Here is a 20,352-nt window from a genome sequence, read left to right on the forward strand (position 1 = left end):
AGATGTGTATAAGAGACAGGACCGGCCGCGGGCCCGGGGGCGGTGGGGCCGGGGGCGGTGGGGCCGGGGGCGGCGGGGCCGGGCGTGGTCGATGCGGGCACGGCTGCGTCGGGCCCGGTCGCGTCGGCGGTCTCCGGTGGGCCGACGGTTCCTGGGGGTGCGGCCCCGCCGGTCCCCGGGACGCCGGAGGGGGCGTCGGGGCCGAGCCGGGCGGTGAGCACATGGTCCACGGCCTGCGGCAGCACGTCGGCCATCCGCTCGTCGGGCGCGGCGGTCAACTCCAGCCAGGCGGTGGGCCGGTCACGGACGAGCAGCAGAGCGCAGCCGGTGTGCACCAGTGCCTGCGCGGCCCCCGCGGGGTGGCCGGCCACCTCCTGCCAGACCCGCTCGCGCAGCGGCACCTCGGCCAGCTTTCCCTGGTCGCGCAGCCACTGCTCCACATCGGACAGCGCGAACGCGGGGCTGGCCGCGGTGCCGCCAATGGGCTGGGGGAAGTCGGCGTGGCGGCGGCGCCAGTTGCTGACGGCGGCACGGCCCACCCCCGCCAGCCGCGCGATCCCGGCCGCGGTGACCTCCGTCGCGTTCTCCGGCACTGGCTCTCCCTCGGTCCGTCCGCGCTGCCTGCCCGCGAGCATAGCGAATCACCCGCACCACACCGGAAAGCATCGTTGCCCGACCTGTCACAGATCTTTCGTGTTGACTCGGTTCACAAGCTCTGTTCTTATGGGTCCGCCCAAGCCAGGGCCGTTTTCCCCCTGTTGACCGGCGCCGTGCGCCTCTCCTTCCGGAGCCTGAACCCCATGCGTCTCATCGTTCGTATATCCGTCAACACCGTCTGTGCGATGGCCCTGTTCGGCCTCGCCGCCTGCGGCACGGACGCCCCGGAGGAGACCGGGCCGTTCGCCGGGGTTTCCGGACCGGAGGTCGTGAACAAGGCCCTCACGAAGACCACCGGGGTGAAGTCCCTGCGGATCGGGCTCGACATGACCACCTCCGACGGCCGGGTCGAGGCGGACTTCGCCACGAGTCTGGGGGGTGACTGCACCGGATCGATGACCATGGGCGGCGCGGGCACGATGGAGGTCCGCAAGACCGGCGAAACGGTCTACACGAAGCTCGACGAGACCCTGCTGCGCGAGCAGTCGAAGGGCGAGCCGAAGGAGGACGTGGACGCGGCGGTCAAGCTGATCGCCGGCCGCTGGATGGAGTCGAAGGCCTCCGAACCGGACACCAAGGACACCATCGAGTTCTGCGACCTGAAGGGACTGCTGAAGGAGTTCGAGGCGAGCGACAACGCCGCCCGCAAGAAGGGCCCCACGACGGTCGCCGGCAAGCCCGCTCTGCGCCTCACGGAGAAGGAGGGCAAGGAGACGTTCACCATCGACGTCTCCGCCGAGGGCGCCCCGTACATCCTGCGCGTCACGTCCCGGGGCGGCGAGGAGCCGATGACGATGAACCTGTCCGAGTTCGACGTGCCCGTCGTGGCGGAGAAGCCCGCCGCGAAGGACATCGTCGACCTGGAGCAGTAGGGCTCGGCCCGCCCGCCGGGGCGTGCGCGGCGACCGCCGTCCACGTACCCGCCGGGCCGGCCGCTCGGCCCACCTGCGGGTTGCGTGCGCGTCCCCGGTCACCCCGCCGGCGCCGGGGCCCAGCCCGTGAAGTCCACCTCGGCAGCCGGCAGTACGCGCACCCGGCGGCCGGGGAAACGGAGGTTGCGGTAGATCTCGTTGTGGTGCGCGACGGACGCCTCCGGTGCGGCGTACGGGCCGGGGCCGGGCCGGACGGACGTGGTGTGCCCGTCCGCGACGAGCACCACGTCGTACCCCCGGCTCAACGCCTGCCGGGCCGTGGACTCGACGCAGATCTCGGTCGCGAACCCGGTGACGACGACCTCGGTGGCTCCCCGGGCACGCAGGACCGCGCCCAGTTCCGTGTCCAGGAAGCTGTCCGGGGCGGCCTTGGGCACGACCGTCTCACCGGGGGCGGGCGCCAGTTCGGGCACGATCCGCCACCCCTCGGTCCCGGGTTCCAGCTCCTCGTCCCGCTGCTGCACCAGCACCACCGGCGCACCGGCCGCCCTGGCCCGCTCCTGGAGTCCGGCGATGGCCGCGACGGTGGCGGACGCCCGGTACGCCATCGCCACCAGGGCGTTCTGCATGTCGATGACGAGGAGTGCGGGGGCGGGGGCGGGCGCGGGGGCGGGCTCGGGCGTCACGACGGGCGCCGTACCCGGACCGTCGGACACGGGCATCACAGCCGGTGCCGTACCCAGACGTTGGGCTCGACGTAGACCGCGAAACCATGCGCGAGCGCGCAGTGCACCGGGACGAGCGCCCCCGGCACCTCCACCGGACCGTCCGTGTCGAAGGGCAGCCCGGTCCACTTGCGCCACTGGGCGAGCGAACCACGCACGGTCATCGACACGGTGGCGACCGAGTCCACCTTCCCGCCCGCCCGGGCGTGCACCCGCAGCCAGGGGTCCTCGGGCAGCCCGTCCTCGGCACGGGTCAGCCGGGCGTACTCCTCCATCGGCAGGCCGGACCGCAGGTGCTTGCCGTTCGGCCGCACCGGGGCGACGACCTGCCCGAAACCGAGCCGTCGCGCGTTGTCGCGCATCGCGGCGAGCATCCGGCCCGATATCCCCTTGCCCAGATGGCCGGTGGCCACCGTGATGTCGATCGCGCTGACCGTGTCGGGCGTGTTCCCGCGCCGCAGGTCCGAGAACGCCCACAGCAGCACCTGGTCCCAGCCGCCGACGGGCAGCTCGCCGCGCCCGGGGGCGTCCAGCAGGAAGGGCACGCTGAACGCGCGGGCGACCACGACGCCCTCGGGGTCGGTGGCGACCAGCACGTACTGGGGGAACTCGACCGCGATCCGCGGGAAGTTCGCCCAGCCGACGAGGTCCTCCAGTATGAACTCCGGCCAGGTGTCCGGCATCCGGTCCAGGGCGTCGGCCAGCTCCGGGCGCTCGGCGAGGGTGGTGATGTTCAGCTCCATACGCGCGACCCTAAACAGCTTCCGCCGCTCCGACCAGCAAATATCGGCTCGGGCCACCGCCGGCTCACCGGGGTGATCCGGCCGGAACCATGAGGTGTGCATGCCGCGTCCCCACCCGTGACTTCGCACTCCTGTGCGCCACTCGTCGAGGAGCAGAACCATGACCCAGCCCGGCAGTACACCGACCCGCCCCCGGAGAGGCGCCGGCTGCCTGCAGAGCCTGGTGGTGCTCGCGGTGATCCTCGGTCTGGGCTACGGAGCGTCCAAGCTCTTCGGTGACGATTCCTCGAAGAAGTCCTCGACGTCGTCCTCGTCCTCGTCCGCCTCGGACGGCAAGGGCGGCTCGTGGGAGATCGGCGACTGCGGAGGCCCGGACCCGGAGAACAAGCCGGACGGCTACCGGGCCTTCGACTGCGACGAGTCGGGAGCGACCTTCGAGGCGCTGGAGATCAAGAGCGCGAGCATCATGCCCAACGCGATCCAGTGCCCGGCCGGAACGGACCTGATCATCCAGGTCTCCCGGGTCTTCGGCTCCGGCGACGGCAAGAAGGGCGGCGGCATCCCGACCAACACGGTCTGCGGCCGCAACCTGTCCGGGGAGCACCCCGGGGACGCGGGCGCCGGGGGCGGCCAGCTCGTCGAGGGCGACTGCATCTCGGCGACCGCCAAGGAGATCGCCTGCGCCTCGGCCGGGGCGGACGACTTCAAGGTCCTCGGTCTCGTCAAGGAGAAGAAGGAGTGCCCGGCGGCAACCACCGAACCCATGCAGCTGATGATGGCGATGGGCCGCCCGTACGACGTCATCTGCGGCGGCAAGGTCTAAGGGTCCGCCCCCGGTGCGGCGGCCGCTCAGCCGCCGCACTGGGCGAGCATGGCCCGCTTGTCGGCCGTCGTGACCGGGAGTTCGTACCTCAGCGAGACCTGGGCGAACCGCACCGCGTAGGAGCAGCGGACCGGCTTGTACGGGGGCAGCCAGGAGGCGGGGCCGGAGTCCCGCTTGGCGTTGTTGGCCGGGCCGTCCACCGGGAGGAGGTTGAGCGGGTCGTTCGCGATCTGTTCGCGCTTGGACTCGTTCCAGCGGGCGGCGCCCATCTGCCAGTCGTAGGACAGCGGCATCACATGGTCGATCTGCACCTCGGTCGCCTGCTGCTTGCGCCAGTCGATGCGCTCACCGGTGTAGGGATCCTGGAGCGTCATCGACATGACGATGCAGTCGGACCCCGCCTTGTGCTCGATGTCCTTGCCGTCCCGGGCGAGCAGGTCGTTACGGGTGTCGCAGCCGTTGCGGGCGAGCGGGATGCCGTCGATCCCGTCCTTCCAGGCGTAGCCGAACTTCTTCCGCTCGTAGCCGGTCTTCGGGCCGCGGCCCTTGGTGGCCACCTTCTCGATGATCTTCCGGGCGGCGGCCCGGTCCGCGTCGGTGGTGAGGGGGGCCAGGCCCGGCTTCGTACCGTCGGGGTTGTCCAGCGGGCTGGCGCCGAAGCCCTCGGCGGACCGCGCGCCGCCGTTGGTCCCGCCGCTCGCGCTGTCTCCGCCGTCGGCCGCGAGGTCGTCGGGGCCGCAGCCCGTCAGCGTGAGCGCGACGAGGACGCCGATGGCGGGCAGGGCCGCGCGGTACGTACCGTGCATACGGGGAACTATCACGTGGAGCCGTCCTGACGGGGAGAAAGCCGAACGCCGAGAATCCTATGGGCGTCTTCCCCGTCGAAGGCGCTTCCATGACTGCGGCTCAGCGCACCGTGCTCCCCTGCCCGGTCACCCCTTCCCGATGCCGAGGGTGTTCGCGGCAGGCAGAAGCCCCGAGCCGATGACCGCCAGCCAGGGGTCCCCCAGCAATTCCACCAGCCGCTCGCGCCCCGTCTCCCCCAGCGCCCGCCACGGCGCGGCGGCCTCCTCGTCGGTACGCAGCTCCACCTGCGCGCGCAGCTCGCGCCCCGCGTCCGTGGCCGTGCCGTCCGCTGCCAGCAGCCCGCGTTCCCGGAGCCGCCGCCGGGCCGCCCCCCACGCCTCCGTGCCCCATCCCCGGCTCGCGAACACCTCGGGGGGCGCCGCGCCCACCGCCGCGAAGGAGACCAGCGATGCGACCGGGTCGAGGCCCGCCTCGGTCAGGGCGGCGATGTGCCCGTCGCCCCGGTGTTCACGCAGAACGGTCGCCGCGTGCCAGAGCACCAGGTGCGGAGCGTCCGGCCAGGGCAGCGCGGAGTTGGCGGCTCCGAGACCGCCGGGCGTCCCCGGGCCCGCCGCCTCCGCCGCGTGGCGGGCCAGTGCGGCGGCCTCCTCGAACCGCGGCTCCTCCACCCGGTCCCCGAACAGGGCCCGGCAGGACCGGTCGACCGCCCGCAGCCGGGCCGCGAGGACCGCGTCCGGGGCGGCGGTCGACCAGACGGCCGGAACGTAGCGCTCCACCATCTCCGGGGCGAAGCTGTGGAACGTCCGCACGGCCTCCTCCGCACCCGTCGCCCCCGACGGGGCCGCCCGCCATGCGAAGTAGCTCGACCAGCGCTCCTCGGTGTCGTACCCCAGCGCGGCGGCCTCCTCGAAGGCCTCGGGGGCGTAGTACAGAACGGCGTGCAGGGGCTCCAGGAGGTGCCACATCTGCCGCACACGGGCCGGTTCTCCGGTCATGATCTCCACCTTCCCGGACGGAATTCACGGATCTTGCCAGTGACTAGATCAGGGTTCCAGCGTGCGCGCGCCAATGGAACTTGTCAATGACTAGATGCTGGGTAGGGTGGTGCCATGAGCAACGAGCGCGAGCGCACGTACCACCACGGCGACCTGCGGCGCGTGATCCTGGACGCCGCTCTCGACGTCATCGCGGCGAACGGCCCCGGGGCCCTGAGCCTGCGCGACCTGGCCCGGCGGGCGGACGTGTCTCACGCGGCGCCCGCGCACCACTTCAAGGACCGCACGGGCCTGCTGACCGCCGTGGCCGCCGAGGGGTACGCCCTGTTCGCCGACGCGCTGGCCGACGCGCCGGACCTCCGCGAACGGGGCGTCGCGTACGTACGGTTCGCGGCGACGCACCCGGCGCACTTCCCGGTGATGTTCCAGCCGGACCTGCACCGCGCCGACGACCCGGACCTGCTGGCCGCCCGGGCCCGGGCGACCGAGGCGCTGCGGGCGGGGGTGGCGGACCTTCCGCCGGGCGGCCGGGGCGAGGACGACCGCCTCGCGGGCGTGGCCGCCTGGTCCCTGGCCCACGGCTTCGCGACGCTGCTGCTCAGCGACAACCTGTCGGACGCGCTGGAGGGCCGGGACCCGGAGGCCGTCTTCCGGTCCCTCACCGGCCTGATCTTCGTGCCGGAGGGGCGGGGAGGCGGCTGATCCGGCCGCCGCCCCGGCCGCACGGCGAGCCGGGGCTCCGCCGCCCGGCGCTACGACCCCAGGATCGTCGTCAGGAACTCCCCCGTCCACGCCAGCAGCTCGCGGCCGATGACCGGCTTGCCGCCGATCCTGCCGGTCGTCGGGCGCGGCACCAGGATCTGGTGGGCGGCCGGCTTGATGACCGTCTTGGGGTGCAGACGCTTCAGGCGCAGCTCCTGGGACTCGCGCAGCTCCACCGGGGCGAAGCGGATGTTGGAGCCCTGGAGGACGATCTCGCCGACGCCGCAGGCGCGGGCCAGCATGCGCAGGCCGGCGACCAGGAGGAGGTTCTCGACCGGTTCGGGCAACGGGCCGTAGCGGTCGGTCAGTTCCTCCCGGACCGCGCGGATGTCGTCCTCCGAGGAGGCCGAGGCGATCGCGCGGTACGCCTGGAGGCGCAGCCGCTCGCCGGGGGCGTAGTCGTGCGGGACGTGCGCGTCGACCGGAAGCTCGATCTTGACCTCCAGCGGCGGCTCCTCCTGCTCGCCGCCCTCCATCTGGGCCCGGTAGTCGGCGACCGCCTCGCCGACCATGCGGACGTACAGGTCGAAGCCGACGCCCGCGATGTGGCCGGACTGCTCGCCGCCCAGGAGGTTGCCCGCGCCGCGGATCTCCAGGTCCTTCATCGCCACGTACATGCCCGCGCCCATCTCCGTGTGCTGGGCGATCGTGGCCAGGCGCTCGTGAGCGGTCTCGGTGAGGGGCTTCTCCGGGGGGTACAGGAAGTAGGCGTAGCCCCGGTCCCGGCCTCGGCCCACCCGGCCGCGCAACTGGTGCAGTTGGGAGAGGCCGAAGTTGTCGCCGCGCTCCACGATCAGGGTGTTGGCGTTGGAGATGTCGATGCCGGACTCGACGATCGTCGTGGAGACCAGGACGTCGAACTTCTTCTCCCAGAAGTCCACCACCACCTGTTCCAGGGCCGCTTCGGACATCTGGCCGTGGGCCGTGGCGATCCTGGCCTCCGGGATGATCTCGCGGAGGCGGGCGGCGGCGCGGTCGATGGACTCGACCCGGTTGTGGATGTAGAAGACCTGGCCCTCGCGCAGCAGTTCACGCCGTACGGCCGCGCCGATCTGCTTCTCCTCGTACGGGCCGACGAAGGTGAGGACCGGGTGGCGCTCCTCCGGCGGGGTGGTGATCGTGGACATCTCGCGGATGCCGGTGACCGCCATTTCGAGCGTACGGGGGATGGGGGTCGCGGACATCGTGAGCACGTCGACGTTGGCGCGGAGCTTCTTCAGCTGCTCCTTGTGCTCGACGCCGAACCGCTGCTCCTCGTCCACGATGACCAGGCCCAGGTCCTTGAACCTCGTCTCGGAGGAGAAGAGGCGGTGGGTGCCGATGACCAGGTCGACGGCGCCGTCCTTCAGGCCTTCGAGGGTGGCCTTGGACTCCGTGTCCGACTGGAAGCGGCTCAGGGCGCGGACATTGACCGGGAATTGGGAGTAGCGCTCGGTGAACGTGCCGTAGTGCTGCTGGACGAGGAGAGTGGTGGGGACGAGGACCGCCACCTGCTTGCCGTCCTGGACCGCCTTGAAGGCGGCCCTGACCGCGATCTCCGTCTTGCCGTAGCCGACGTCGCCGCAGACCAGCCGGTCCATCGGGACCGTCTTCTCCATGTCCTCCTTGACCTCGGCGATCGTGGACAGCTGGTCGGGCGTCTCCGCGTACGGGAAGGCGTCCTCCAGCTCGCGCTGCCAGGGGGTGTCCGCGCCGAAGGCGTGGCCGGGGGCGGCCATCCGGGCGCTGTAGAGCTTGATCAGGTCGGCCGCGATCTCCTTGACCGCCTTCTTCGCCCGCTGCTTCGTCTTCGTCCAGTCCGCGCCGCCGAGCCGGTGCAGCGTCGGGGCCTCGCCGCCGACGTACTTGGTGACCTGCTCCAGCTGGTCGGTCGGGATGTAGAGGCGGTCGCCCGGCTGGCCGCGCTTGGCCGGGGCGTACTCGACGAGCAGATACTCGCGGGTCGCGCCCTGGACCGTGCGCTGCACCATCTCCACGTACCGGCCGACACCGTGCTGCTCGTGGACGATGTAGTCGCCGACCTCCAGCGTCAGCGGGTCGATCGTCTTCCGGCGGCGGGCCGGCATCCGGCCCAGGTCCTTGGTGGCGGTGCGCTGACCGGTCAGGTCCGTCTCGGTGAGCACGGCGAGCTTCAGCGCCGGGTCGACGAACCCCTGCTCGATGGCCCCGCAGGAGACGTGCACCAGCGACGGGGTGATCTCGGTCAGGTCCGCGTCGAGGCGGGCCGCGACGCCCTCGCCGCTCAGCACCTCGACCGTACGGGCGGCGAGCCCCTGGCCCTCCGTCACGTACACCGTGCGCCAGCCGTCGGCCAGCCAGCCCTTGGTGTCGGCGAGCGCGCGGGCGGTGTCGCCCCGGTACGCCTCGGGGGCGTGCATGGAGAGCTGGAGGGTGTCGTCGTCGTGGTCGGCGGCGTCGGCCGCGAACGGCGAGATCGACCACCACATCATGTCCAGCTCGCGGGCCCGGTCCCGGACGTCCGCGATGCCCCACAGCGAGGCCGCGCCCACGTCGATCGGGGCCTCGCCGCCGCCCGCGCTCGCCGCCCACGACGCCTGGAGGAACTCCTGGCTCGTGGCGACCAGATCGGCCGCCCGGGTGCGGACGCGCTCCGGGTCGCAGACGACCGCCATCGCGTCCTTCGGCAGGACGTCGAGCAGCAGCTCCATGTCGTCGACCAGGACGGGGGCCAGCGACTCCATGCCCTCGACCGCGATGCCCTCCGCGATCTTGCCGAGCAGTTCGCCCAGCTCCGGGTGGGCCTCGGCCAGCGCGGCGGCCCGCTCGCGAACCTGGTCGGTCAGCAGCAGCTCGCGGCAGGGCGGGGCCCACAGCCCGTGCGCCGCGACCTCCAGGGACCGCTGGTCGGCGATCTTGAAGTAGCGGATCTCCTCGACCTCGTCACCCCAGAACTCCACCCGGAGGGGGTGCTCCTCGGTCGGCGGGAAGACATCCAGGATCCCGCCGCGTACGGCGAACTCGCCGCGCTTCTCGACCAGTTCGACCCGGGAGTACGCGGCGGCCGCCAGTGCGTCCACCACCTCCCCCAGATCCGCGCTCTGCCCGCCGGTCAACGCCACGGGCTCCAGCTCGCCGAGCCCCTTGACCTGCGGCTGGAGCACGGAGCGGACCGGCGCGACGACGACGGAGACCGGGCCGGTCTCCGGGTCGTCCTCGCGCGGGTGGGCGAGCCGCCGCAGCACGGCGAGGCGGCGGCCCACGGTGTCCGAGCGGGGCGAGAGCCGCTCGTGCGGCAGGGTCTCCCAGGACGGGTACTCCGCCACGGTGTCCGGCGGCAGCAGCGTGCGCAGCGCGGCGGCCAGGTCCTCGGCCTCCCGGCCCGTCGCGGTGACGGCCAGCACGGTCCGGCCGGTCTGCCGGGCCAGCGCGGCCACGGCGAACGGCCGCGCGCCGGGCGGGCCCACCAGGTCGACGTGCGCCCGGTGCCCGCCTCCGGCTGCCTTCACCGCCTCGGCGAGCGCCGCGTCCGTAACGACGACATCCAGCAGACCGTGCAGACTCATGAAGTTTCCGTCCGGGGATCAGATCAGGGGGTACTGGCAGCGCGGGTTCCCTGACAGCCGGCTGCTGCCAGGGGCAACGCGAAGGGCCCGACACGTCGGGGGTGCCCGGCGGATCAGGGACGGAAGGGGTCGCGGCGTCCGGTGCGGTGCGTCGCGAGGCACCGGAGCGTCCTCGTCGCGGAGCGATTCGGGCGTTTCGGCGACGCGGCGAGGCGCCGTGCCGGACGTCGTGGCCCCGGCCATGATCCGCCGGGCACCCCCGGGGGCCGGGGGTTCCAGAGTACGACCCGGGGGTGACAACCGCGCTCGCAACGAGCGAGCGGGCGCCGCCCGTATCCCCGGGCCCGGCGGCCCGGGTTCACGCCCTCTCCGCCGCCGCCCCGCCGCCCGTCGTGCCGACACCGCCGCTCGTCGACGGTCGCGCGCCGTTCGTCTCCGTCCCGCACGCAGTTCCGTCGGGGATCCTCACAGGAGTGATCCCAGCGTCTAGTCTTTGCCCGACCATTGCACGGACACGCGGGCGAGCGCACGGCCGAGCGCGGCACACATGCGGTACAGGACACGGGGCACGGTCAACGGCACGGGGCACAAGGCGCAGAGCACGGGGCACGGTCAACGGCACGGCGGAGCGGGCGGCGGGCGGGGCGGGCGGCGCGGGGCGATCCCCCTCGGCGCGCGCCCCCACGGCATGAGGCATCGGGGGCGTACGTGGACGAGAACGAGATGTCTGTCTTCGGGATCCCGGAGGCCGAGGAAGAGATCTACCGGCACTTCCTGCGTAACCCCGGCACCCGCGCCGAGGACCTCCACCTCCTGCCGGGCTCCCGGCCCCGGGAGGAGCGCGCCCGGATCACCCGGCTCCAGGAGCTGGGGCTGCTGCGCGCCGAGGACGCCGAGCGGCGGATCTTCCCGGCCGATCCCGAGGTGGCCCTCACCCGGCTCGTGGACGTCCGGCTGCACGCGCTCCACCAGGAGCTGCGGGGCGTCACCCGATCGCGGCACGTCATTGATGGTCTACGCGCGGAGCAGGGGGCCCGTACGCCCGCTCCCGACACCTCGCGGGGCGCGCTCCTCGCCCACCGCAGCGGCCTGATCTCCCACATCACCTCCCTGTTCGAACGCATCTGGGACCAGGCCGACGAGCTGTCCCGGGCGGGCGACGGCACACAGGGCGGCGAGGACGCCTCGGCCCCCCATCCCTCCGGCATCGAGCGGCGGGTGCTGGTGGCGATGTGCACGGTGGGCAAGGACGAGGCGGGCGCGCGGAAGCTGGGGGTGTCGGTGCGGACCTACCGGCGGCACGTCGCCGATCTGATGCAGACGCTCGGCGCGGCCAGCCGGGTGCAGGCCGCGCTGCTGGCCCGGGAACGCGGCTGGATCTGAGGCCCGAGGACTCCCGGTGGTGTCCATCGCCCGCGGGGGCGGGGAACGGGCTCGGCCCCGGGACGTTTGGAGGAACGTCCCGGGGCCTGCCGGTCATCCTACGGTGACACCTGCGGGCTCACCGTCGCCGGGAAGGCACTCGCTCACCCGTCCGCCGCGATGGCGTTCAGGACGTTCATCCGGCCCGCCCGGAAAGCCGGGACGAGAGCCGCGAACAGTCCGACGAGAGCGGAGCAGGCGAAGACCGTGAGGATCGTCGGCCACGGGATCTCCAGGACCTCCAGGCCCTCCAGCGCCAGCAGCTTCTGGGCCGCGGTGCCCCAGCCCATGCCGAGTCCGAGTCCGAGCAGCGCCCCGAAGAGGGCGATGACCACGGACTCCAGCCGGATCATGCGGCGCAACTGCCGGCGGGAGAGCCCGATGGCGCGCATCAGGCCGATCTCGCGGGTCCTCTCGACCACGGACAGGGCGAGGGTGTTCACCACACCGAGCACCGCGACGATGATCGCCAGGGCGAGCAGGCCGTACACGATGTTCAGCAACTGGCCGATCTGGTCCTTCAGGTCTTCCTTGAAGTCGGCCTGGTTCTGCACCTTGTAGACCGGGTACTCGGCCATCGCGCTCTTCAGGGCCGCGTACGCCTCCTTCTCCTTGCCCTCCTCCGCCATGCCGAACATGGCCACGTTCTGCGGCATGCTGTCGGCCGGGACGTAGGACGCCGCCGTCGTGAGGTTGGTGTACATCGCGCCGCGGTCGATGTTGGTGTCGTCGGAGGTGATGGCCGCGACCTTGAGCTTCGCCGTCTCCCCCGCCTTGAACGCGACGGTGAGGGTGTCGCCGACCTTGACCCCGTACTTCTGGGCGTAGTCCTCGCCGACGGACATGGCGTTCTTGCCGTACGCCTTCGAGAGGTCGCCGGAGAGCACGGTGCGCCGGACGTCCTGCTGGTACGTCGGGTCGGCGGCGGTGATCCCGTCGTCCTCGGTCTTGCCGTTCGGGGCCGTGATCTTCGCCTTGACGAAGGTGTAGTCGGTCATGTGCTCCAGGCCGGGGACGGCGCGCACGGCGTCGGCGGCCTGGGGCACGATCGGGCGGCCGGTGCTGCTGTCCTGGACGATGAAGTCCGCGCCGACCGACTTGTCGAGCTCCTCGGTGGCCGAGGCCACCATGGAGGACCCGACGACGGACAGGCACGCCACCAGGGCGAGCCCGATCATCAGGGCCGCTCCGGTCGCTCCCGTACGCCGGGGGTTGCGCAGGGCGTTGCGCTCGGCCAGCCGGCCGACCGGGCCGAAGAGCCGCAGGACGACGACGCTCAGGGCCCGCACCACCACACCGGCCAGGAGGGGGCCGATCACGATGAAGCCGATCAGGGTCAGGAGCACGCCGACGGCGAGGAACATCGAGCCTTCGGTGGCCTTGTCCGCCTGGGTCGTCGCCCACAGGGACGCACCGCCCGCTGCCGTCAGGAACAGGCCGATACCGGCCCGGATCCAGCCGGACTTGCCGTCGGCGGGGGTCCCGGCGTCGCGCAGCGCGGCCATCGGGGAGACCTTGCCGGCCCGGCGGGCCGGGATGTACGCGGCGAGGACGGTGACGACGACGCCGAGCACGAGGCCGATCGTCGGGGTCGTCCAGGCGACGGTGAGGTCGTCGGTGGACAGCTCCATGCCCACGGCGCCCATGGCCTTCATCAGCCCGACGGCGAGGCCGACGCCGGCCGCGACACCGAGCACGGAGCCGACGATGCCGAGGAGGACCGCCTCCACCAGCACGGACCGGTTGACCTGCTTGCGGCTGGAGCCGATGGCCCGCATCAGACCGATCTCACGGGTCCGCTGGGCGACCAGCATCGAGAAGGTGTTGACGATGAGGAAGATGCCGACGAGGAAGGCGATTCCGGCGAAGCCGAGCATCGCGTACTTCATGACGTCCAGGAAGGAGCCCATGGAGTCCTTGTTGGCGTCCGTGGCTTCCTGCTGGGTCTGGAGCTTGTACGCGGCCGAGCCGTCGAGGACGGTGGCCACGTTCTTCTTCAGCTGGGTGTCGCTGACGCCGCTCTCCGCGCTCACCAGGATCTGGGTGAAGACGTCAGGGGCGCCGAGCAGCTGCTTCTGGGCGGTGGCGGTGTCGAGGTAGACGACGGCCGCGCCCGGGTTGGTGACGGTGAAGGACGCGATGCCGCTGATCTTCGCCTTCATGTCGCCGGTGGCGGCGATGATGCGCAGCTCGTCACCGATCTTGAGCTTGTGCTTCTTCGCGGTGTCGGCGTCGACCATCACCTCGGTGGGGCCGCGGGGTGCGTGTCCGGAGGTGATCTCCATCGAACGCAGGTCGTTCTCGGTCCAGTTGCCCGCGATGGTCGGGGCTCCGGTGTCGGAGCCCATGTTCTTGTTCTCGCTGTTGACGACGGTGACCGCCATGGAGAAGGCGGCGCCCTCCGCCTTCTTCACCCCGTCGGCCTTCGCGACCTCCTGGACGACGGAGGCGGGCAGGGAGGCGGGCTTGCCGTTGTCGGGCTGCTCGTCGTTCTCGCCGGCCGTCTTCGGGCTGACGGTGACGTCGGGCGAGGTCACCGCGAAGAGCTTGTCGAAGGTGGTGTTCATCGTGTCGGTGAAGACGAGCGTGCCGCAGACGAACGCCACGGACAGCAGCACCGCCACGGCGGAGAGGGCCATCCGGCCCTTGTGCGCGAGGAAGTTGCGCACCGAGGTCTTCCAGACAGTCATGACGTCCGCCCACGTGCGTCGAAGTGCTTCATGCGGTCGAGGACCTGGTCCGCGGTCGGGTCGTACATCTCGTCGACGATGGAACCGTCGGCGAGATACAGCACCCGGTCCGCGTAGGACGCGGCGACGGGGTCGTGGGTGACCATGACGATGGTCTGGCCCAGCTCGTCGACCGACTTGCGGAGGAAGGACAGGACTTCGGCCCCGGCGCGGGAGTCCAGGTTCCCGGTGGGCTCGTCACCGAAGATGATCTCCGGCCGGGCGGCGAGCGCCCTGGCGACGGCCACGCGCTGCTGCTGACCGCCCGAGAGCTGGGTGGGGCGGTGCTTGAGGCGCTCGGCGAGCCCGACGGTCTCCACGACCTGCTGGAGCCAGGCGGCGTCGGGCTTACGGCCCGCGATGTCCATCGGCAGCGTGATGTTCTCGATCGCGTTGAGCGTCGGGAGCAGGTTGAACGCCTGGAAGATGAACCCGATCCGGTCACGCCGGAGTTGGGTGAGCTTCTTGTCCTTGAGCTTGGTGATCTCGGTCTCGTCGAGATAGATCTCGCCCGACGTCACCGTGTCGAGCCCGGCCAGGCAGTGCATCAGGGTCGACTTGCCGGAGCCGGACGGGCCCATGATCGCCGTGAACTGCCCGCGGGCGATGTCCACGTCGACGTGGTCGAGTGCGACGACCCGGGTCTCCCCGGTGCCGTACGCCTTCACGACCTGCCGCGCTCGCGCCGCGACGGCCGTACGCCCTCCAGTGCCCCCGTGCCTGGGAATGGTCACAGCCGTTGTCACGGTATTTCTCCTATGTCGGTCGATGACTGGACGTCATTGGGTACGGTCCGAGTCTGGGTTCTGGACGGTGTCCGGCGCGATGGTGCCCAGCGCAGTCTTCAGGTGGGGTTTTCCCCACCCGCCCCCTGCGGCGGGCCGTAGCAGCGACGTAAGAACAGGTTAAGGAAACGCCCCCTGCCGCCACGTCCTCCGCCGGGAGGAACGGGCCCTGGCCACTATGAGGGGGCACCCCCTAGGGGACTCGTCCCCCAGGGGGAGGCGAGGTCAGGGGCACCGTTCGGCCCGGCGGGACCGCGGACGGGGCGGCCGCCCAACCGGAACGGCAGGGTCCGTCGGGGCCCCTTCCCCACCCTGCCCCTTCCCCCTCCGACCCCTCAGCCGTTCTCCTCGTCCCGGCCCCGTACGGCGCTTCCGGATGAGACAGTACCCCGGGAGATACGTGCATAGGGAAGGAAACCCGGTGAGCGGCACGGACGACAAGAGCGACGTGGGCGCGGACGGCACAGCGGCGGGCTCCACCCCCGGCGCGGGCTCCACCCCCGGCGCGGGTACGGGCCCCGACGCGGATACGGGCCCCGACGCGGATACGGGCGGCGACGGCACGAACGCGCCGCCCGCCCTCACCACCCCCCGGGGCCGCCGCCCCGTCGTGGCGGCACTCATGCTCGGCATGGCGCTGGCGGCCATCGACGGCACCATCGTGTCCACCGCCGTCCCCCAGATCGTCGGCGACCTGGGCGGGTTCACCGTCTTCTCCTGGCTCTTCTCCGGCTATCTGCTGGCCGTCACCGTCACGCTCCCCCTGTACGGGAAGCTCTCCGACACCTTCGGCCGCAAGCCGGTCCTGATAGCCGGGATCATCCTCTTCCTGATCGGCTCGATCCTCTGCGCGGCCGCCTGGAACATGGCCGCGCTCATCGCCTTCCGCATCGTCCAGGGCCTGGGCGGCGGCGCGCTCCAGGGCACGGTCCAGACCATCGCCGCCGACCTCTACCCGCTCAAGGAACGCCCGCGCATCCAGGCGAAGCTGTCCACGGTCTGGGCCACCTCCGCGGTCGCCGGACCGGTGGTCGGCGGGCTGCTCGCCGGGTACGCCGACTGGCGTTGGATCTTCCTGATCAACCTCCCGGTCGGCGCGGTCGCCCTCTGGCTGGTCGTCCGCCATCTCCACGAACCCGCCCGCCCCCGCCCCGCCGCCCGGCCCCGCGTCGACTGGGCGGGCGCGCTCGCCGTCTTCGCGACCGGCACCCTGCTGCTCACCGCGCTCGTGCAGGGCGGCGTCGCCTGGCCCTGGCTCTCGGCGCCCTCGCTCGGACTGTTCGGGGCGAGCGCGGCGCTGGCCGCGCTCACCGTCGTGATCGAACGGCGGGCGGCGGAGCCGATCATCCCGGGCTGGGTGTGGCGGCGGCGCACCATCGCCTCGGTCAACCTGGCGCTCGGCGCGCTGGGCCTGCTGATGGTCGCGCCGACCGTCTTCCTCCCCACGTACGCCCAGTCGGTGCTGGGCCTCGGCCCGATAGCGGCCGGGTTCGTGCTCTCCGTGATGACGCTGAGCTGGCCCGTCACCGCGGCCCTGTCGGACCGGGTCTACAACCGCATCGGCTTCCGGCTCACCGCGGTCATCGGCATCGGCGCCGCCCTGCTGATCCTGCTGGCCTTCCCCCTTCTCCCCTACCCCGGCGAACCCTGGCACCCGGCTCTCCTCATGCTCCTGCTCGGCGCGGCCCTCGGTCTCTTCCAGCTCCCCCTGATCGTGGGCGTCCAGTCGACGGTCGGCTGGGCGGAGCGCGGTACGACGACGGCGTCCGTCCTCTTCTGCCGCCAGGTCGGCCAGAGCATCGGCGCGGCGGTCTTCGGGGCCGTCGCCAACGGCGTCCTGGCCGCCCGCCTCCTCGACGCCCCGGTGGCCGGCCTCCCCGACGACCTGGACGCGGTCGCCCGCGCCCTGGAGGACCCGGGGACCCTCTCCGCGGCGGCGACGGACTACCTGCGGCGGGCGGTCGACGCCGCGGTGGACCTCGTCTACATCGGAGCCGCCGGGGCCGCGGCCCTGGCCCTGCTCGCCCTGATCACCCTCGCCCCGCGCCGCTTCCCGGTCATCGCCGAACCCGACGCCCCGGAGGCCGCCGCCGCTCCCGGGGCCGGAGCGACGGCCGGCCGACAGGACGCCACCTCCTGAGGGAGGTCACGCGACCACCGGCCAGGATGGGACGATCTCGCTGCGGACGGTGTGCCTGCGCGCGCCGTTCTCCGCCATCTCGACGTCAGCGGCTGACCGCGTCATCGATCGGCTCGGCCCACCGCGAGCGCCACTGCCGCGTGGGCACTTCCGCCTTCCGCCTTCCGCCTTCCGCCTTCCGCACGACAAGGCCCACGAACAGGTCCCCGCCGGCGTCGGGCACGCCCTCGCCCGTACGCAGACCTGAAAGGTCTGCCGTGACGACTGAGTACGGGCCGGTCCGTCCGCTCAGAACACCCGGTCGTGCCGGATGTGGTGCGGGATGAGGTCGAGAAAGGCGTGCAGCGCCCGCGTCGGCGGACGTGTCGCCGAGGCGACCACGCTGAGCGTCCAGGACAGGGACGCGTCCGCGAGAGGAACGGTGTGCACCGCGTCCCCGGCCGTCTCCGCGAAGTCCGGGGGCAGCAGCGCCACTCCGAGCCCGTGCGCCACGTAGGCGGCGATCGTGGTGATGTCCGACACCTCGATCAGGACGCGCCGGGTCAGCTCCGCCCGCGTGAACGCGTCGTCCACGATCTGGCGTTGCCCGAACCCTGTGGGCATGTCGACGAAGGATTCCCCGGCGACGTCCCTCAGCCGCACGCTCGTCCGGAGGGCCAGCGGGTGGGCGGCGGGAACCAGCAGCTGGACGGGGTACCTCTTGACGGCCCTCACCCTGAGGTGGTCGTCCTTGAGGTCGGCTCCCACGAAGGCCACGTCGACGTGGCCTTCCTTGATCCTCTCGACCAGCCCGGAGGTCCCCCGCTGGGAGGTCTCGGTACGCAACCGGACCTCCGGGTGGCGCCGGTGGAAGTCGCCCGCCAGCGCGGGTACGTCGATCACGGTCAGCCCGCCGAGGACGCCCACGGTGAGGCTGCCGCGCAGGCCCGTGGAGAGCGGCTCCACCGCGGCCCTGGCCCGGTCGAGCGCCTCGATCGCGGTACGCGCCTCGGGCAGGAACGCCGAACCGGCCTCCGTCAGTCTGACCGACCGGGTGGAGCGGATGAGGAGTTCGGCCCGCAGGTCCTGCTCCAGGGCCTTGATGCCGGCCGAGAGCGTGGACTGGGTGACGTGCAGCCGCTGGGCCGCCCGGGTGAAGTTCAGCTCCTCGGCGACCGTGATGAAGTACTCCAGCTTCCTCTGATCCACCGGACCCCCATTCATCGGCATTCCCGATCGGCAGTTCGGAAACATTCGTTGGACACGATAGCCAGTCGGGGCGACCGTTGTCGTACGGGCTGCCCCGCCCGTCCAGGGAAACCGTCAGCGAAAGAGGACGACCATGCACGTATTGCTCACCGGCGCCACCGGTTACATCGGAGCCTCGGTGCTCGACCGGCTCGTCTCCGGTGGCCACCGGGTGACCGCCCTGGTCCGCTCGGCCGGCAAGGCGGAACTGGTGCGGGCCAAGGGCGCGGAGCCGACGATCGCCGACCTGTCCGACGGTGACGCGCTCCGGGAGCTCGCGACCGCGAGCGACGGCGTGATCCACCTGGCGTCACCGGGTGACGGGACCAGCGCGACCGTCGAGGCCGTGGCCGTCACCAGCTTCCTGCACGCCCTGCGGGGCACCGACCGGCCCTTCGTGCACACCACCGGCGTCTGGCTGCACGGCAGCGGTTCCGCGATCAGCGAGACGGCCGCCATGAACCCCCCGCGCCTGACCGCCTGGCGGGTGCCGCTCGCCGGGCGGGTGCGCGAAGCGCCGGGCGTCCGGACCTCGGTCATCGCACCCGCGGTGGTGCACGGGCGGGGCGGCGGCCTGCTGAACCTCGTCGCCGCGGGCCCGCGAACCGCGGACGGTGCCGGGAGCGCCTCCGCCCTCACCATGATCGGGCCCGGCGACCAGCACTGGAGCACCGTGCACGTGGACGACCTGGCGGAGCTGTACGTACTCGCGCTGGAGAAGGCCCCGGCCGGTTCGTACTTCCTGGGAGCCGACGGCGTGAACCCGACCGTGCGGGAGATCACCGAGGCGGTGAGCCGGTCCGTCGGCCTGGCCGGCCGGGTGGAGCCCGAGCCCGTCGTACGGACACTCGACCGGCTCGGCCTGCTCGGCGAGGCGCTCCTGCTCGACCAGCAGGTTTCGGGCGACGCCGCCCGGCGCGTGCTCGGCTGGTCGCCCCAGGGGCCCTCGGTCCTCGACGACATCGCGCGTACGGACTTCTGAACGAGCTCCGCACCCCACCCCGGGCTCCGCGGCAGGCGGGGTCCGTCCGATCACCGGCGGCCGGGACCACACCACAAGGCCCTGTCCGGCCCCCCCTTCCCGCCGCACCGAAGGCTTCGACATGACCATTCCCACCGCACCGCCCGGGCCCGGCAGCCGCTCCGCCGGGTCCGGCCCGCGGTCACCGGCGCACCCCCGCCCGTCCGCCTCCCGAGGCGCATTCCTGGCCGTCGCGGCGGCCATCGCCGCGGGAACGGTGGTTCCGGTGCAGGCCCGGCTCAACGGCGAACTGAGCCATCGTCTCGATGACGGGATCGCCGCGGCGGCGATCAGCTTCTCGGGCGGCCTCGCCCTGCTGTCCCTCCTCGCCCTCTTCTCTCCCGGGATGCGCGGCGCGCTGCGCCGGCTTGCCGCGGGCGCCCGGGACGGCCGGCTCCCCCGCCGGTACCTGCTGGCCGGGGTACTCGGCGGCACGTTCGCGCTGGCGCAGTCCACCGCGGCGCTGATCACCGGAATCGCCGTGTTCACCGTGTCGGCCATCGCCGGCCAGACCCTCGCCGGGCTGATCGTGGACGCCCGGGGCATCGGCGGCGGTCCGAGACGGCAGCCGGGCGCCGCCCGGCTCGCGGGAGCGGCCGTCATCCTGATGGCCGCCGTCGTGTCCGCGCTGCCCCGCTTCACCGACACACCCGCGCCCGCCACCATCGTCCTGCCCGCCCTCGCCGCGATCGCCGCCGGCTTCCTGCTCGGCGTGCAGCAGGCCCTGAACGGGACGACGTCCGCCGCGTCGGGCTCGCCGCTCGCCGCGACCTGGCTCAACTTCTGCGTCGGAGCGGTGTTCCTCACCGCCGCCTGGGGCGTACGGACACTCGTCCAGGGAACCTCGGGGCACCCCCTGCCCACCAGTTGGTGGGTCTACCTCGGCGGGCTGTGCGGCGTGGTGTTCGTCGGCGCCTCGGCATTCCTCGTACGCCGGACCGGTGTCCTGCTGCTGAGCATGGCCTCGATCGCGGGACAGCTCGCCGGTTCGATCGCCCTGGACTTCCTGGCGCCCTCCGGCGGCCGGTCCCCCTCCGCCCTCACCGTCCTCGGCGCGGCACTCACCTTCGCCGCCGTCTGGATCGCCTCCCGGCGTCCGCGCACCGCCGCCGGCGAGTGA

15 protein-coding genes and 1 pseudogene are annotated in these 20,352 nt (G+C 72.3%); 7 read left to right on the forward strand and 9 right to left on the reverse strand.

Features of this window, described 5'->3' with window-relative positions; translation table 11 throughout:
• Positions 1-593 (reverse strand): annotated as a pseudogene (locus CR470_RS18655) (N-6 DNA methylase); the annotation flags it as partial.
• A gap of 207 nt (positions 594-800) precedes the next feature.
• Between CR470_RS18655 and CR470_RS18660 the strand changes: the two are divergent.
• Entirely contained in the window at positions 801-1,529 is a 729-nt protein-coding gene (locus CR470_RS18660; RefSeq protein WP_097868710.1) for a hypothetical protein, read from the forward strand.
• 98 nt (positions 1,530-1,627) lie between these two features.
• Here the strand turns inward: CR470_RS18660 and CR470_RS18665 are convergent, their stop codons facing one another.
• Entirely contained in the window at positions 1,628-2,215 is a 588-nt protein-coding gene (locus CR470_RS18665; protein WP_179892306.1) for a cysteine hydrolase family protein, read from the reverse strand.
• 35 nt (positions 2,216-2,250) lie between these two features.
• Positions 2,251-2,997 (reverse strand): N-acetyltransferase, encoded by a 747-nt coding sequence (locus tag CR470_RS18670; protein WP_097868712.1) that lies wholly within the window; start codon positions 2,995-2,997, stop codon positions 2,251-2,253.
• 160 nt (positions 2,998-3,157) lie between these two features.
• Here CR470_RS18670 and CR470_RS18675 point away from each other — a divergent pair, with 160 nt between their 5' ends.
• Positions 3,158-3,820: a hypothetical protein gene (locus CR470_RS18675; protein ID WP_097868713.1), complete on the forward strand. Its 663-nt coding sequence runs from the start codon at positions 3,158-3,160 to the stop codon at positions 3,818-3,820.
• 26 nt (positions 3,821-3,846) lie between these two features.
• Here CR470_RS18675 and CR470_RS18680 read toward each other — a convergent pair whose 3' ends face one another.
• The gene (locus tag CR470_RS18680; protein ID WP_097868714.1) at positions 3,847-4,626 is read right to left on the reverse strand and encodes an HNH endonuclease family protein; all 780 of its coding nucleotides are present in this window, start codon (positions 4,624-4,626) and stop codon (positions 3,847-3,849) included.
• 126 nt (positions 4,627-4,752) lie between these two features.
• Positions 4,753-5,622 carry an SCO6745 family protein gene (locus tag CR470_RS18685; protein WP_097868730.1) on the reverse strand — a complete coding sequence of 290 codons (870 nt, stop codon included), beginning with the start codon at positions 5,620-5,622 and terminating at the stop codon, positions 4,753-4,755.
• Positions 5,623-5,736: 114 nt separating this feature from the next.
• Here CR470_RS18685 and CR470_RS18690 point away from each other — a divergent pair, with 114 nt between their 5' ends.
• Positions 5,737-6,324, forward strand: a complete 588-nt coding sequence (locus CR470_RS18690; protein ID WP_097868715.1) for a TetR/AcrR family transcriptional regulator — start codon at positions 5,737-5,739, stop codon at positions 6,322-6,324.
• A 50-nt stretch (positions 6,325-6,374) separates the two neighbouring features.
• Here CR470_RS18690 and mfd read toward each other — a convergent pair whose 3' ends face one another.
• Complete coding sequence (gene mfd / locus CR470_RS18695; protein WP_097868716.1) at positions 6,375-9,908, reverse strand: transcription-repair coupling factor; 3,534 nt, start codon at positions 9,906-9,908, stop codon at positions 6,375-6,377.
• A gap of 708 nt (positions 9,909-10,616) precedes the next feature.
• Between mfd and CR470_RS18705 the strand changes: the two genes are divergently transcribed.
• Positions 10,617-11,291: a response regulator transcription factor gene (locus CR470_RS18705; protein ID WP_097868717.1), complete on the forward strand. Its 675-nt coding sequence runs from the start codon at positions 10,617-10,619 to the stop codon at positions 11,289-11,291.
• A 143-nt stretch (positions 11,292-11,434) separates the two neighbouring features.
• On the opposite strand, the gene CR470_RS18710 is transcribed toward CR470_RS18705, so the two are convergent.
• On the reverse strand, positions 11,435-14,020 hold the full coding sequence (locus tag CR470_RS18710; RefSeq protein ID WP_097868718.1) for an ABC transporter permease: 2,586 nt from the start codon (positions 14,018-14,020) through the stop codon (positions 11,435-11,437).
• On the reverse strand, positions 14,017-14,805 hold the full coding sequence (locus CR470_RS18715; RefSeq protein ID WP_097868719.1) for an ABC transporter ATP-binding protein: 789 nt from the start codon (positions 14,803-14,805) through the stop codon (positions 14,017-14,019). The genes CR470_RS18710 and CR470_RS18715 overlap by 4 nt, the downstream gene beginning before the upstream one ends.
• Before the next feature lie 460 nt (positions 14,806-15,265).
• On the opposite strand from CR470_RS18715, the gene CR470_RS18720 reads away from it, so the two are divergent.
• Positions 15,266-16,984, forward strand: a complete 1,719-nt coding sequence (locus CR470_RS18720) for an MFS transporter (RefSeq protein ID WP_097868720.1) — start codon at positions 15,266-15,268, stop codon at positions 16,982-16,984.
• Between the two features lie 288 nt (positions 16,985-17,272).
• Here the strand turns inward: CR470_RS18720 and CR470_RS18725 are convergent, their stop codons facing one another.
• Positions 17,273-18,172, reverse strand: coding sequence for a LysR family transcriptional regulator (locus tag CR470_RS18725; protein WP_097868721.1), 900 nt, complete (start codon positions 18,170-18,172; stop codon positions 17,273-17,275).
• A 133-nt stretch (positions 18,173-18,305) separates the two neighbouring features.
• On the opposite strand from CR470_RS18725, the gene CR470_RS18730 reads away from it, so the two are divergent.
• The gene (locus CR470_RS18730; RefSeq protein WP_097868722.1) at positions 18,306-19,193 is read left to right on the forward strand and encodes an NAD-dependent epimerase/dehydratase family protein; all 888 of its coding nucleotides are present in this window, start codon (positions 18,306-18,308) and stop codon (positions 19,191-19,193) included.
• Positions 19,194-19,314: 121 nt separating this feature from the next.
• The gene (locus CR470_RS18735) at positions 19,315-20,352 is read left to right on the forward strand and encodes a DMT family transporter (RefSeq protein ID WP_097868723.1); all 1,038 of its coding nucleotides are present in this window, start codon (positions 19,315-19,317) and stop codon (positions 20,350-20,352) included.

Origin of the sequence: Streptomyces sp. rh34 (assembly GCF_002551245.1) — a bacterium.
GTDB lineage: Bacteria > Actinomycetota > Actinomycetes > Streptomycetales > Streptomycetaceae > Streptomyces.